The sequence below is a fragment of the Paraburkholderia atlantica genome, from assembly GCF_009362785.1.
In the GTDB taxonomy this organism is placed as follows: Bacteria; Pseudomonadota; Gammaproteobacteria; order Burkholderiales; family Burkholderiaceae; genus Paraburkholderia; species Paraburkholderia atlantica.
The window spans coordinates 101,249-114,941 of sequence record NZ_WHNQ01000005.1 but is presented as its reverse complement, the minus strand read 5'-3'; the positions used below and the strand labels follow the sequence as shown (position 1 = coordinate 114,941).

Annotated in this window: 13 protein-coding genes; 10 read left to right on the top strand and 3 right to left on the bottom strand. The window is 65.0% G+C overall.

The genetic code is table 11. The features are described from left to right. The first annotated feature begins 5 nt into the window (after positions 1 to 5). The 7 genes from GCT19_RS09185 (at position 6) to hslU (ending at position 7,638) form a co-directional block, all read left to right on the top strand. On the top strand, positions 6 to 752 hold the full coding sequence (locus GCT19_RS09185; protein ID WP_018436926.1) for a DUF484 family protein: 747 nt from the start codon (positions 6 to 8) through the stop codon (positions 750 to 752). A 23-nt stretch (positions 753 to 775) separates the two neighbouring features. Further along, positions 776 to 1,699 carry a tyrosine recombinase XerC gene (gene xerC / locus GCT19_RS09180; protein WP_321576779.1) on the top strand — a complete coding sequence of 308 codons (924 nt, stop codon included), beginning with the start codon at positions 776 to 778 and terminating at the stop codon, positions 1,697 to 1,699. 61 nt (positions 1,700 to 1,760) lie between these two features. After that, a complete protein-coding gene (locus GCT19_RS09175; RefSeq protein ID WP_152851695.1) occupies positions 1,761 to 2,963 on the top strand; it encodes a class I SAM-dependent rRNA methyltransferase in 1,203 nt (400 codons plus the stop codon). Positions 2,964 to 3,197: 234 nt separating this feature from the next. Then, a complete protein-coding gene (locus GCT19_RS09170) occupies positions 3,198 to 4,304 on the top strand; it encodes a CobW family GTP-binding protein (RefSeq protein WP_152851694.1) in 1,107 nt (368 codons plus the stop codon). A gap of 681 nt (positions 4,305 to 4,985) precedes the next feature. Next, a complete protein-coding gene (gene dksA, locus GCT19_RS09165) occupies positions 4,986 to 5,405 on the top strand; it encodes an RNA polymerase-binding protein DksA (RefSeq protein ID WP_008923580.1) in 420 nt (139 codons plus the stop codon). Positions 5,406 to 5,744: 339 nt separating this feature from the next. After that, positions 5,745 to 6,281 carry an ATP-dependent protease subunit HslV gene (hslV, locus tag GCT19_RS09160; RefSeq protein ID WP_152851693.1) on the top strand — a complete coding sequence of 179 codons (537 nt, stop codon included), beginning with the start codon at positions 5,745 to 5,747 and terminating at the stop codon, positions 6,279 to 6,281. Between the two features lie 10 nt (positions 6,282 to 6,291). Further along, on the top strand, positions 6,292 to 7,638 hold the full coding sequence (gene hslU / locus GCT19_RS09155) for an ATP-dependent protease ATPase subunit HslU (protein ID WP_013088077.1): 1,347 nt from the start codon (positions 6,292 to 6,294) through the stop codon (positions 7,636 to 7,638). Between the two features lie 92 nt (positions 7,639 to 7,730). Here hslU and GCT19_RS09150 read toward each other — a convergent pair whose 3' ends face one another. Then, the gene (locus tag GCT19_RS09150) at positions 7,731 to 8,273 is read right to left on the bottom strand and encodes a response regulator transcription factor (RefSeq protein WP_013088076.1); all 543 of its coding nucleotides are present in this window, start codon (positions 8,271 to 8,273) and stop codon (positions 7,731 to 7,733) included. Then, positions 8,270 to 9,580, bottom strand: a complete 1,311-nt coding sequence (locus GCT19_RS09145) for an ATP-binding protein (protein ID WP_013088075.1) — start codon at positions 9,578 to 9,580, stop codon at positions 8,270 to 8,272. Before GCT19_RS09145 ends, GCT19_RS09150 begins: the two co-directional genes overlap by 4 nt. A 126-nt stretch (positions 9,581 to 9,706) precedes the next feature. On the opposite strand from GCT19_RS09145, the gene GCT19_RS09140 reads away from it, so the two are divergent. After that, the gene (locus GCT19_RS09140; protein WP_152851692.1) at positions 9,707 to 11,341 is read left to right on the top strand and encodes a tetratricopeptide repeat protein; all 1,635 of its coding nucleotides are present in this window, start codon (positions 9,707 to 9,709) and stop codon (positions 11,339 to 11,341) included. 34 nt (positions 11,342 to 11,375) lie between these two features. On the opposite strand, the gene GCT19_RS09135 is transcribed toward GCT19_RS09140, so the two are convergent. Continuing rightward, entirely contained in the window at positions 11,376 to 11,603 is a 228-nt protein-coding gene (locus GCT19_RS09135; RefSeq protein WP_084598419.1) for a cysteine-rich CWC family protein, read from the bottom strand. A gap of 266 nt (positions 11,604 to 11,869) precedes the next feature. Between GCT19_RS09135 and argB the strand changes: the two genes are divergently transcribed. Next, positions 11,870 to 12,769, top strand: a complete 900-nt coding sequence (gene argB, locus GCT19_RS09130; protein WP_013088074.1) for an acetylglutamate kinase — start codon at positions 11,870 to 11,872, stop codon at positions 12,767 to 12,769. Positions 12,770 to 12,914: 145 nt separating this feature from the next. Beyond that, a complete protein-coding gene (locus GCT19_RS09125; protein WP_152851691.1) occupies positions 12,915 to 13,682 on the top strand; it encodes a pyrimidine 5'-nucleotidase in 768 nt (255 codons plus the stop codon). Positions 13,683 to 13,693 lie beyond the last annotated feature (11 nt).

Genomic DNA, 13,693 nt, shown 5'->3' with positions numbered 1-13,693 from the left:
AAACCATGAACGATCGCGAAGTCGCCGAATACCTGCTCGCCAATCCCGAATTCTTCGTCGAACACGCGGAAACGCTCGCGACCGTCCGACTCGCGAACCCGCACGGCAAAGCCGCGGTGTCGCTGCAGGAGCGGCAGATGGAGATGCTGCGCGACAAGAACAAGCATCTCGAGCGGCGCCTTGCCGAACTGCTGCGCTACGGTCACGAGAACGACAGCATTGCGTCGAAATTCAACCGCTGGACCATCCGAGTGATGGCCGAGCGCGATCCGTACGCGCTGCCGCGCACGATCGCCGGCGGTCTGCTCGATATCTTCGACGTGCCGCAAGCGGCACTGCGTGTGTGGGACGTCGCCGAGCCGTATGCGCAAGCCGACTTCGCGCGCCACGTCAGCGAGGAAGTGCGGATTTTCGCGGGCAGCCTGAGCACGCCGTATTGCGGCGCCAACACCGGCTTCGAGGCCGCACAGTGGCTCGCGCAAACGGCGGGCGCGGGCAACCCGGCGACAAATCTGGCAACGAGCGCGACCGACGACCCCAGCGCCGCATCGAGCGAAACGGCGCAGACCACCGAATCGATCGCGCTACTCGCGCTGCGCGACCCCGAAGGCGCCGAAGACGCGCCGACGTTCGGCCTGCTCGTGATGGGCTCATCCGACCCGCGACGCTTCCACGAAGGCATGGCCACCGATTTCCTCACGCAGATCGGCGCGCTCGCGAGCGCCGCGCTGAGCCGACTGCTGCCGCGCTGAGCCACGCAACGTCACCGCCCACCGTGACCGCCGCCGACCCGATCGCCGCCTACCTGTCGCATCTCGAGCACGAGCGGCGGCTGTCGGAGCATACGCTGCGCGGTTATACGCATGAGCTCGCGGAACTGAAGCTGCTCGCCAAAGGCCGACCGCTCGAAAGTCTGACCGCCGTCGACATCCGCGGCGCCGTCGCCCGCGCGCATGTGGGCGGCCTCACCGCGCGCTCGATCGGCCATCGGCTGTCGGCGTGGCGCGCGTTTTATCGCTGGCTCGCGGGCCACGTCGAGCTGCCGGCCAATCCGGTCGCCGCGGTGCGCGCACCGAAGCAGGCGAAAACGCTGCCGAAGGCCCTTTCCGTCGACGATACCGCGCGCCTGATGGACAGCCCGCCCGCCGACTCCCCCGAAGGCCTGCGCGACCACGCGATGCTCGAGCTGTTCTACTCATCGGGCCTGCGCCTCGCCGAACTGGTCGGCCTCGACGTGCGTTTCGCCGACGTCGACGGCTATCGCTCGGCCGGCTGGCTGAAGCTCGATTCCGGCGAAGTCGAAGTGCTCGGCAAAGGCAACCGGCGCCGCGTCGTGCCGGTGGGCAGCAAGGCGGTCGCGGCGCTGAATGCATGGCTCGCGGTGCGCGAACGGATGGTCGGCCACGATCCGCATCCGCTCTTCCTGTCGGCCCGCGGCAACCGGCTATCGCCGAACGTCGTGCGCGAGCGCGTGAAGCGCGCGGCGCTCGCCGCCGGCATTCCCGCCAACGTGCATCCGCACGTGCTGCGCCATTCGTTCGCAACGCACGTGCTGCAGTCGAGCGGCGATCTGCGCGCCGTGCAGGAACTGCTCGGACACGCGAGCATCACCGCGACGCAGGTGTATACGGGCCTCGATTTCCAGCACCTCGCCCACGTCTACGACAGCGCGCATCCTCGCGCGAAGAAACGCAACTGATCACGCGACTGCCGCCGCGCGCCACGACGCGCCGCCTTCGCTAGTACCTGACCGACACCTGATGAATACCGTTACGCTCAAACCGTCGAAAGAAAAATCGCTGCTGCGCCGCCATCCGTGGGTCTACGCCAATGCGATCGAACATGTCGACGGCCGCCCCGCGCCCGGCGCGACCGTGCTCGTGCGCGCGCACGACGGCCGCTTTCTCGCGCGCGCCGCCTACAGCCCGCACTCACAGATCCGCGCACGCGTGTGGAGCTTCGACGAAGCCGAGCCGATCGATCACGCGTTCTTCAAGCGCCGCGTGCAGCGTGCGTTCGCGCATCGTCAGGCGATGGTGCGCGACACCGGCGCCGTGCGGCTGATCTTCGGCGAGGCGGACGGTCTGCCGGGCCTGATCGTCGATTACTACGTCGCCGAGGACGCGGGGCAGCGCAGCCAGATCGTCTGTCAGTTCATGGCGGCCGGCGTCGAGGCGTGGAAGGACGCGATCGTCGCGGCGCTGGTCGGCGCGACCGGCTGCCCGAACGTCTACGAGCGCTCGGACGTGTCGATCCGTCAGAAGGAAGGGCTCGAACAGGTCACCGGCGTGCTCGCGGGCGAGCCGCCTTCGGAAAAGCTGATCGCGAGCGAAAACGGCGTGCGCTATCACGTCGACGTGCGCAACGGCCACAAAACCGGCTTCTATGTCGACCAGCGCGATAACCGCCTGCTCGTGCAGCAGTTCGCGAAAGATCGCGACGTGCTGAACTGCTTCTGCTACACCGGCGGCTTTTCGCTCGCGGCGCTCAAGGGTGGCGCGAAACGCGTGGTGTCGGTCGATTCGTCGGGTGAGGCGCTCGCGCTCGCACAGCAGAACGTCGCGGCCAACGGCTTCGATGCCGATCGCGCGAGCTGGCTCGACGCCGACGCGTTCAAGACACTGCGGCGTCTCTATGACGAAGGCGAGCGCTTCGACCTGATCGTGCTCGATCCGCCGAAGTTCGCGCCATCGCGCGAGCACGTGGACCGCGCGTCGCGCGCGTACAAGGACATCAATCTGACGGGCCTGAAGCTGCTGCGTCCGGGCGGTTTGCTGTTCACGTACTCGTGCTCCGGCGCGATCGATCCCGAGCTGTTCCAGAAGATCGTGTCCGGCGCTGCCGCCGACGCACGCGTCGACGCACGCATCCTGAAGCGGCTGGGCGCGGGCGTCGATCATCCGCTGCTCACGGCGTTCCCTGAAGGGGAGTATCTGAAGGGCCTGCTGTTGCAAATCGCCTGACCACCCATATTTTGGAGGTCATTGCGCGTGCTGGCGGCCGCACCGGCCAGCCTCCGCGCAGCCGGCCGTCAGCAGGCCGCAAGGCGGCCGCCCCTGCGCCCGCCAGGCAAATATGTTTCAATAACCGGCTGGACAGGGCCGCGCCATCTGGCTGCGGCGGCCGGCCTCACGCTTCTGGCTAGCGTTGCGCTAGCGTTCGATCACGCACCGTTTCACGACTTACAGGCGACCCACATGATTCCAGTCACCATCCTGACCGGCTTTCTCGGCAGCGGTAAAACCACCCTGCTCAAGCGCATCCTGAACGAAAAGCACGGCATGAAGATCGCCGTCATCGAGAACGAGTTCGGCGAAGAGAACATCGACAACGAGATCCTCGTGCAGGACACGACCGAGCAGATCATCCAGATGAGCAACGGCTGCATCTGCTGCACGATTCGCGGCGACCTGTCGCGCGTGCTCAACGATCTGGCCGCGAAGAAGCAGGCGGGCGAAGTGGACTTCGACCGTGTCGTGATCGAAACCACCGGCCTCGCGAATCCGGGCCCGGTCGCACAAACTTTCTTCATGGACGATCAGATTGCGAGCGACTTCCTGCTCGACGCGATCATCACGCTGGTCGACGCGAAGCATGCGGACCGTCAGCTCGACGAGCACGAAGTGGTGCAGCGCCAGGTCGGTTTCGCCGACCGCCTGTTCATCACCAAGGCCGATCTCGTCGACGAGCGGCACGTGGGCGATCTGCGCCACCGTCTGCTACACATGAACCCGAAGGCGGCGATCAGGATCGTCAATTTCGGCGAAGCGGACATCAAGGAAATTTTCGATCTGCGCGGCTTCAACCTGAACTCGAAGCTCGAAATCGACCCGGACTTCCTCGCCGAGGACGAACACGCGCACAGCCACGCGCATGCGCACGACGAACACGGCCACGCGCACGGCGACCATGATCACGAACACGATCACGCGAACTGCGATCACGACCATGGCCATTGCGATCACGAAGGCCACGATCATGGACATCACCACCATGCGCATCACGACGACAAGATCAAGTCATTCGTGTACCGCAGCGATCGTCCGTTCGATCCGAACAAGCTCGAAGACTTCCTCGGCGGTATCCTGCAGATCTACGGCGAGCACCTGCTGCGCTATAAGGGCGTGCTGTACATGAAGGGCGTCGATCGCAAGGTAGTGTTCCAGGGCGTGCATCAAATGATGGGTAGCGACCTCGCCGCGAAATGGCAACCGGCCGAGAAGAAGACCAACAAGATGGTGTTCATCGGCATCGAACTGCCGCGCGACCTGATCACCGACGGTCTCGACGCCTGCCTCGCCTGAGCGGGCGCGGCACCCTCACGTAACCAAACCCCGTAGAAGGCCCACGACATGCCGCGCAGCGCGGCATGCGTCGTGCTACTTCTATTGCGCCGAGACGCCCGAGGCCGACTGCGCGGGTGTGAATCCTCTGCAGAAACTGCCACGCCGCGGCGCCGAGATCGGGCGAATGCCGGTCATATGAAAAACGCGTGAAAACCCTGCTGTATTAAAGCGTGCACGACCATCGCTTTTTGGCTGTGTGCGCGTTATATTTTCGAGATATCGCTGCGCCGCGGGCAGATTTTCAGCAGTTGCGGTGCCGGATTGTGATTCAGTTACAATACGTGCCCACTGGAGAATGACAACGAATTGCCCGGTCGCGCGTATCCCGCGACGGGCCTGAAACGGCGCCGGAAAATCTTGTCCGGAGACACGCCGAAAACGCCGGCGGGCATGGCCTGAAAGGGCACGCGCTTGTCGGCGAGCGATGCCTCAGGAGCATGTGTGAATCGGTTTCCAGAGGAGTTCGGCCCCGCAGCGGCGTAGCTAGCAACGCCCGGTGTGTGTGGGCGCCAGGCGCTTCGGCGTCACGACAGTGCAACGTTCGTGGCCCAGTGCGCCGCGCGTCCGCGCGACGCGTTTGCGGGCAATACGAAAGTGCGGGCACTATGAGTTTTGCCTCACATTGAAGAAGTAAGCCAGATGACGACGAAACGACTCTTGACCGAAGCCGAAATCCTGAAGATGAGCGACAAGGATTACATGAATGAGGATCAGCTCGCCTTCTTCAAGAACAGGCTCGAACAGTTGCAGGCGGACATTCTCCGCAATGCCGGCCAGACGACCGAGAACCTGCGTGAAACGGTCATCGTGCCGGACCCGGCCGATCGCGCCACGATCGAGGAAGAGCATGCGCTCGAACTGCGCACGCGCGACCGCGAACGCAAGCTGCTGAAGAAAGTGCAGCAATCGATCGCACGCATCGAGGCGGGCGACTACGGCTGGTGCGAAGAAACCGGCGAGCCGATCGGCATTCCGCGTCTGCTCGCACGGCCCACGGCTACGCTGTCGCTCGAAGCACAAGAGCGCCGCGAACTGCGCCAGAAGCTGTTCGGCGACTGATTAGCTGAGGCGCGGCTTCGGCTTGGCGCCCTGAAAACGCTGCTTCGTCGAGAGGCGCACGGTGAACCGTGCGCCTTTTCTTTTTGCGCGACATCCCCGCAAGCTCCGCCATCCCTCCCGTCCCGCCGCCCCTTCCCGCCTCGTTTCTCAGGCTTCCTGAGCGGATTTCCCGTTTTTCGCCCTATGCCTTCCAGCGGATCTTGATATGACCGCGCCCGCCCTAAAATAGATCGGACATGCGCTCACGAGCGCGCCAGCCGGCGCGCCGTCCGCTGACTGGATTCATGCGGCAGCGCGCAGCGCTGCCGCGTCCTACCCGTTTTGCAAAGAGGAACGCATATGGAGCAATTTCACGGCACGACGATCGTTTCCGTGCGCCGCGGCAACAAGGTGGCGCTCGGCGGCGACGGCCAGGTGACGCTCGGCAACATCGTCATGAAAGGCGGCGCGAAGAAGGTCCGGCGCATCTATAACGGCAAGGTGCTGGTCGGCTTCGCCGGCGGCACGGCGGATGCCTTCTCGCTGCTCGACCGCTTCGAGGCGAAGCTCGAAAAGCATCAGGGCAATCTGACGCGCGCGGCCGTGGAGCTCGCGAAAGACTGGCGCACCGACCGCATGCTGCGTCGTCTCGAAGCGATGCTGATCACCGCGGACGCGACCACCACGCTCGTCATCACCGGCAACGGTGACGTGCTCGATCCCGAAGGCGGCATTTGCGCGATCGGCTCGGGCGGTGCGTACGCGCAGGCGGCCGCGAAGGCGCTTGCAGACAACACCGATCTGTCGCCGCGCGACATCGTGGAGAAATCGCTGGAAATCGCCGGCGACATGTGCATCTACACGAACCATAACCGCGTCATTGAGACGATCGAGTAAGGACCCATCGATGAGCACCATGACCCCCGCCGAGATCGTCTCCGAGCTCGACAAGCACATCATCGGCCAAGGCCGCGCGAAGAAAGCCGTGGCCGTCGCGCTGCGCAACCGCTGGCGCCGTCAGCAGGTCGACGAACCGCTGCGCCAGGAAATCACGCCGAAGAACATCCTGATGATCGGACCGACCGGCGTCGGCAAGACCGAAATCGCGCGGCGTCTCGCGAAGCTCGCGGACGCGCCGTTCATCAAGATCGAAGCGACCAAGTTCACCGAAGTCGGCTACGTGGGCCGCGACGTCGACAGCATCGTGCGCGATCTGATCGAGATCTCAGTCAAGCAGACCCGCGAAACCGAAATGCGCAAAGTGCGGACCAAGGCCGGCGATCTGGCCGAAGACCGAATCCTCGACATTCTGCTGCCGACCGCACGGCCGGTCGGCTTCGGTTCGAGCACGAGTTCGACCGATACCGCCGACGAAGGCAGCACGACGCGTCAGACGTTCCGCAAGCGCCTGCGCGAAGGCCAGCTCGACGACAAGGAAATCGAGCTCGACGTCGAGCAGCCGCAGGTCGGCATGGACATCATGGGGCCGCCGGGCATGGAAGACATGACCGAGCAGATCCGCTCGATGTTCGCCAACATCGGCGGCGGCAAGAAGACGCGCCGCAAGATGAAGGTCAAGGAAGCGCTGAAGGTGCTCACCGACGAAGAAGCCGGCAAGATGCTGAACGACGAAGAGGTGAAGTCCAAGGCGGTGCAGAACGTCGAGCAGAACGGCATCGTGTTCCTCGACGAAATCGACAAGATCGCGTCGCGCAACGAAGCCGGCGGCGGCGAAGTGTCCCGTCAGGGCGTGCAGCGCGATCTGCTGCCGCTCGTCGAGGGCACGACGATCAACACCAAGTACGGCATGGTGAAGACCGATCACATCCTGTTCATCGCGAGCGGCGCGTTCCATCTCGCGAAGCCGAGCGATCTGATTCCCGAGCTGCAGGGGCGCTTCCCGATTCGCGTCGAACTCGATTCGCTGTCGGTCAACGACTTCGAATCGATCCTCGTGTCGACGGATGCGAGCCTCGTCAAGCAATACCAGGCCCTGCTCGCAACCGAAGACGTGCACCTCGAATTCGCCGACGACGGTATCCGCCGTCTTGCCGAGATCGCGTACTCGGTCAACGAGAAGACCGAGAACATCGGCGCGCGGCGTCTTTATACGGTCATCGAAAAGCTGCTCGAGGAAGTGTCGTTCTCGGCCGGCAATCATTCGGGCCGTACAGTGCAGATCGACGCGGCTTACGTCGATCGCGCGTTGAACGAAGTGGCGGAAGACGAGGATTTGTCACGCTACGTGCTGTGATATGCGCTGTCACGGCGCCAAGCGCTGATGCATAAAAAACGGGCTGCCTTCGCATAGGCAGCCCGTTTTGTTTCGTGCCGCCCGATCGCGGCCTACTGCCTCACCGGCCGCTTCGCCAGCTTGCGCTGCAACGTGCGCCGATGCATGTTCAACGCGCGCGCGGTCGCAGAGATATTGCCGTTGTGTTCGGCGAGCACACGCTGGATATGCTCCCATTCGAGCCGCGCCACCGACAGCGGCTGCGGATGCTCGATCGCCTCCTCGGCCTGCAACGCGCTCGCCTCGCTTTGCAGCGCCGACAGGATCGTCTCGACGTTGGCGGGCTTCGCGAGATAGTTGTCGGCGCCGTCTTTGACCGCCTGCACCGCTGTGGCGATGCTCGCGTAGCCGGTCAGCACCAGCATGCGCGCATCGGGTTGCAGATCGCGTAACGGTGCGACGAGCGTCAGGCCAGAGTCGTTGCCCAGATGCAGGTCCACGGTGATCTCGCTGAACTTCTGCTGATTCGCGAGCCGGATCGCCTCGTCCGCGTTGTGCGCTTCGCTCACCGTGTAGCCGCGCCGCGTCAAGCCGCGCGCCAGGATGCCGGAGAACACTTCGTCGTCGTCGATCACCAGAAAATTCTTTTCGCTCATGCCTGTTTCTCCGTGTTGGATGGCGCGGCGCCTTGCGGGCTCGCTCCGGAAATCTTGCGCGCGCCGAGCGGCAGTCGCAGCACCGCACGCGTGCCGCGCGGCCGCCCGCCGTTGGCGTCGGTCAGCTCGATCGATCCCTTCAGACGCGCCGCCGCCGAAAACGCCAGATACAGGCCGACGCCGTGACCGCCCTGCGTGCTCTCCACGGGCATCGTGCCGAGCGAGCCGCGCAGCGCGACCGGAATGCCGGGACCGTGGTCGCATACTTCGAACTCTATCTGGTCGCCGCGTGGTGCGAGCGTGCAGGACAGCGTCACGTGATCGCGGCTCGCGCGCGCGGCGTTGTCGAGCAGGATCGTCAGTATCTGGCTGACGGCCACCGTGTCGTTGAGACTGACATCGGCGGGCGGCGTGCCGAGCCGCTCGAACTTTACGTGCGGATGGCGAAGACGCCATTGCTCGGCAAACGATTCGAGCCATTCGTCGACCGGCTGACGGTTCGTCGTGGTCGTCGCGCGGCTGCGCAAGCGCGCGAGCGCCGACGTGCACAACGTCATCTGCTGCTCGAGCAATTCGAGATCGGCGCGGTAGGGCGCGAGTCCCGCGTCGGTGCGCGCCGCGTCGCGCAATTCCTCTGACAACATCGCGATTGTAGACAGAGGGGTGCCGATTTCGTGTGCCACAGTGGCCGCCTGAACACCGAGCGCGACCGCCCGTTCGTCCTGGAGCAAGCGCTGCTGCGCTTCTCCAAGCGCTGCGTCACGTAGCCGCAGCGCCCGCGACATGCGCGCGACGAACCACGCGATCAGCCCCACGCTGACCATGAAGTTGACCCACATGCCCGAGCGATAGTAGTCGAACAGGTTGGCGGGATTCTCGAGATTGAGCGGCACCGAATCGAAACTGAGCATCGCGTAGCAGGCGACTGCGAACGCCGCGAGCCAGGCCATCAGATACCACGGCAGCACGGCCGCCGCGATCGCGAGCGATGGCAGGTACAGCGACACGAACGGGTTGGTGGTGCCGCCGGACAGGAACAGCAGCGCCGACAACGCGCCGAGATCGACCCAGATCTGCCCGAACAGCTCGATGTTGGACTCGGGACGCTGCTGCGACACGCGAAACCATGTGAGCGCATTGAACAGCACTTCGAGCCCGATCACGAGCAGCATCGCGGGCAACGGCAGATTGGCGCCGATGAAGATCTGCACGAACGCGATCGTCAGCAGCTGACCGATGATCGCGAGGCTGCGCAGCCAGAACAGGTGACCGAGATTGACGCGGCCGGTGTTGGTTATACGTTGCATGACCCTAGTCTATCCGTTCGGACCCGCCTGGCTGACCAGGCGGCCGAGTGCCGGTAACATGACTGTGTTCGAAATAGCATCGCACGCCGCCAGGCTGTATCGACGACTGTTCCACGCCATCCCTTCATGCCGCCCACCGCGATTCGCGAAGCCGACGCTTCGTCCGCATACCTGACTTTACTGCGCGATGCCGCCGCGGCCCGAGCCAGCGGCGCCACGGCGGACGAAGCCCGTTACCTCCACGCTGCGGCCAAACTGCATCCGCTCGATGGCGCCTCGCTCGACGCGCTGATGGCCGCATGGCTCGCGCAACAGCGCCATGCGGAGGCGATCGAACTCGCCGCCATTATTGCCCAACTCGATGCGGGGAGCGCCGTCGCGCACTTCCGCGCCGGCTATGCGCTGCAGATGGCCGGCCGGCATGCCGACGCGATCGCTCCGTATCGTCGGGCGCTGGCGCTCGATCCGGCGCTGCCGCAGCTACGCAACAATCTCGCGAGCGCGCTGACGCTTACCGACGGCGATCTGAGCGAACAGCTCGCGCTGCTCGAGACCGCGATTCGCGATGCCCCCGACGACGGCAACGCGTGGATCAACCTCGCCAACGCGTATCGCCAGAGTCTGGACCTGCCCCACGCGCTCGAAGCCGGCGCGCAGGCCCTGCAGCGCGCGCCTGGCAGTCCGCTGGCTTACAACAACTATGCGCTGACGTTACGTGAAGCGCAACGCTGGGACGACGCCGAACAGGCCGCCACGACGGCCTGCGAGCTCGCTCCGCAGAACCCGGCGATGCGCTCGAACCTCGGCATGCTGCAACTCTTGCGCGGTCGATACGCCGAAGGGTGGGCGTCGCACGAGGCGCGCTGGGACGGCTCGAAGGAACTCGGCGGCAGCCGTCCGGTGATGCCGGCGCCGATCTGGCGCGGCGAGCCGCTTGCCGGCAAGACGCTGCTCGTATGGGGCGAACAGGGAATGGGCGACGTGCTGCAGTTCAGCCGTTACATCCCGATGCTGGCAGAGCGCGTGCATCGCGAGGGCGGCCGCGTCGTGTGGAATTCGTTTCCGCAGATGGGCGCGCTGCTCGCGCGCAGCCTCGGCGCTCATGTCGACGGTTTCTCGTCCGGCGGCGGCGTCGAATCGCTGCCGCCGATGGACTATGAAATTCCGCTGCTGAGCTTGCCGCTGATCTTCGATACCCGCGAAGAGACCATTCCAGCCGCGCCCTACCTGTTCGCCGATGTGACCGCGCGCGAAGTGTGGCGCAAGCGTCTTGCTTGCGGAGGCCGCCTGAAGGTGGGCCTCGCGTGGACGGGTAGCCGCAGGCATCAGCGAAACCCGTTTCGCAGCGTCGGCTGGCAGCGCTATGCCGCGCATTTCGCCGGTATCGACGAGGTCACGTTCTACTCGCTGCAGCCGGGTGCGGCCGCCGAGGTCGCCGCCGCCCGCGCGGCCGGCCTGCAGATGATCGATGACACTGCGAGCCTCGCGACCTTCGACGACACCGCCGCCTTCGTCAGCGAGCTCGACCTCGTGATCACCGTATGCACATCGGTCGCACATCTGAGCGGCGCGCTCGGTCAGCGCACGTGGGTGCTGCTCGACGTCAATCCGCATTGGGTCTGGTTGCTGGAGCGCGGCGACAGCCCGTGGTATCCGAGCGCCACGTTGTATCGGCAACCGCGGTTCGGCGAATGGGAGCCGGCGCTGGGAGTAGTGGCGCGCGATCTGCGGGCGCTGGCGGCGCAGCATCGCGGCGCATAGGCGGGTTCAGATCGGCCGTTGGCAAACGCAGCGATTACGGCCGTTCAACGCCACTCCCCTCGCGTGTCGCCTGGGCAATCTCCGCGGCGAGACATTCCGGGCACAAGCACCGGCCGCCCGGCTTCAGCCGCTCCGCCGGCAGCGGCGGCAGGGCACGGCACCAGCACGGAGATGATGTCTCGCCCTGCATGCCGCAGTCGAAGGCATTGCCGCAGCGCGGACAGCGCGCGCTGCGCCCGGAACGGGTAGAAGACGATTTCATTGCGAATGGGCGGGAAGGGCCGGGGACATCGGTCAGATCATGATGCCATGACTGATACGCTTAGGTGCAGTCGTCCGTTCGGCCAATGCACGGCCGTCACGCAAGTGCGCTACGCTTGCTGTTTGCCCCGCCTCCGTGACCCGTCATGGTGCAGTACGCCAAGCCTGCACCGCCCGTCGTTGCGCTGCTGCCGAAAACCCTGTTGCAGCGCGCCAGTCCTGTACAATTCGCGCTGTTTTAACTGTTCCGTGCCCGAGCCTGCCGCCATGTCCGAGCTTCCCGACCTCTCGCAGATTGCGCCCACCCTGAAAGCCGAAATTCTGGCCGAGGCGCTGCCCTACATCCGCCAGTATCACGGCAAGACCGTGGTCATCAAATACGGCGGCAACGCCATGACCGAAGAGCGTCTGAAGCAGGGCTTCGCGCGCGACGTGATTCTGCTGAAGCTGGTCGGCATCAACCCGGTCATCGTGCACGGCGGTGGTCCGCAAATCGACCAGGCGCTTAAGAAAATCGGCAAACAGGGCACGTTCATCCAGGGCATGCGCGTCACCGACGAAGAGACGATGGAAGTCGTCGAATGGGTGCTCGGCGGCGAGGTGCAGCAGGACATCGTGATGCTGATCAACCACTTCGGCGGCCACGCGGTCGGCCTGACCGGCAAGGACGGCGGCCTGATCCACGCGCGCAAGATGCTGATGCCGGATCGCGAAAAGCCGGGCCAGTACGTCGACATCGGCCAGGTCGGCGAGGTCGAAGCGATCAACCCGGCGGTCGTGAAGGCACTGCAGGACGACGCGTTCATTCCGGTGATCTCGCCGATCGGCTTCGGCGAAGACGGCCTGTCGTACAACATCAACGCGGACCTCGTCGCGGGCAAGCTGGCGGTCGTGCTGAATGCCGAAAAGCTCGTGATGATGACCAACATCCCCGGCGTGATGGACAAGGAAGGCAATCTGCTGACCGACCTGTCGGCGCGCGAGATCGACGGCCTCTTCGAAGATGGCACGATCTCCGGCGGCATGCTGCCGAAAATCTCGTCCGCGCTCGATGCGGCAAAGAGCGGCGTGCGCTCGGTGCACATCATCGACGGTCGCATCGAGCACTCGGTGCTGCTCGAAATTCTGACCGAACAGCCGTTCGGCACAATGATCCGCTCGCATTGAGCGTTGCGGCATTCCCGGTACAGGGGTTGCGCCACTACGGCGCTACGCCTGTGCCGCCCCTCGCGGCCGGCAGTCCATGCGCGCCGCCGAGCGTCGATCCGCATCCGCAGCATGAAACGCCCGTCAGCGGCTGAAGATCTCTACCATGCGCACCCCCACTTCGCGGCGCCGCCGTCCTGACATCGCGAGCGGCAAGCCGGTCTGGCTGTTCGATCTCGACAACACGCTGCATCACGCGTCGCACGCCATTTTTCCCGCGATCAATCGCGGCATGACCCAGTACATCATCGACGCGCTGCAAGTCGACACCGACGAAGCCAACCGTCTGCGCACCGGCTACACGCTGCGCTACGGCGCAGCCCTGCTCGGTCTCACGCGCCATCATCCGCTCGACGCGCACGACTTCCTGAAGGTCGTGCACACGTTCCCCGACCTCGGCTCGATGATCCGCCACGAGCGCGGCGTCGCGCGGCTGGTCGCGGCGCTCCCGGGCCGCAAGATCGTGCTGACCAATGCGCCCGAAACCTACGCGCGCGCGGTGCTCGCCGAGTTGCGTATCGAGCGGCTGTTCGAGCGCGTGATCGCGATCGAGCACATGCGCGATCGCCGCCAATGGCGCGCGAAGCCCGATCACGCAATGCTGCGCCGCGCGATGCGCGACGCGCAGGTGTCGCTGAACGACGCGATCCTCGTCGAGGACACGCGCTCGCACCTGAAGAACTATCGGCGGCTCGGCATCCGCACCGTGTGGATCACCGGGCACCTGCCGCGCAAGCCGCACGCGGACGGCGTACCGACGCGCCTGCCGGGCACCGGCCGGCCGCATTATGTCGACCGCAGCATTCGTTCGCTAAAATCGCTACGACTGGGCACGCGCTCGGTTCGATGGAAGGGACGCAAGCCGGGACCGTAACGACGAAAGCC

What these genes read in the sequence shown, in the direction of transcription:
- GCT19_RS09185 (WP_018436926.1), top strand. Translation starts at nt 6, where the DNA reads ATGAACGATCGCGAAGTCGCCGAATACCTGCTCGCCAATCCCGAATTC.
- GCT19_RS09175 (WP_152851695.1), top strand. Translation starts at nt 1,761, where the DNA reads ATGAATACCGTTACGCTCAAACCGTCGAAAGAAAAATCGCTGCTGCGC.
- GCT19_RS09170 (WP_152851694.1), top strand. Translation starts at nt 3,198, where the DNA reads ATGATTCCAGTCACCATCCTGACCGGCTTTCTCGGCAGCGGTAAAACC.
- dksA (WP_008923580.1), top strand. Translation starts at nt 4,986, where the DNA reads ATGACGACGAAACGACTCTTGACCGAAGCCGAAATCCTGAAGATGAGC.
- hslV (WP_152851693.1), top strand. Translation starts at nt 5,745, where the DNA reads ATGGAGCAATTTCACGGCACGACGATCGTTTCCGTGCGCCGCGGCAAC.
- hslU (WP_013088077.1), top strand. Translation starts at nt 6,292, where the DNA reads ATGAGCACCATGACCCCCGCCGAGATCGTCTCCGAGCTCGACAAGCAC.
- GCT19_RS09150 (WP_013088076.1), bottom strand. Translation starts at nt 8,273, where the DNA reads ATGAGCGAAAAGAATTTTCTGGTGATCGACGACGACGAAGTGTTCTCC.
- GCT19_RS09145 (WP_013088075.1), bottom strand. Translation starts at nt 9,580, where the DNA reads ATGCAACGTATAACCAACACCGGCCGCGTCAATCTCGGTCACCTGTTC.
- GCT19_RS09140 (WP_152851692.1), top strand. Translation starts at nt 9,707, where the DNA reads ATGCCGCCCACCGCGATTCGCGAAGCCGACGCTTCGTCCGCATACCTG.
- GCT19_RS09135 (WP_084598419.1), bottom strand. Translation starts at nt 11,603, where the DNA reads ATGAAATCGTCTTCTACCCGTTCCGGGCGCAGCGCGCGCTGTCCGCGC.
- argB (WP_013088074.1), top strand. Translation starts at nt 11,870, where the DNA reads ATGTCCGAGCTTCCCGACCTCTCGCAGATTGCGCCCACCCTGAAAGCC.
- GCT19_RS09125 (WP_152851691.1), top strand. Translation starts at nt 12,915, where the DNA reads ATGCGCACCCCCACTTCGCGGCGCCGCCGTCCTGACATCGCGAGCGGC.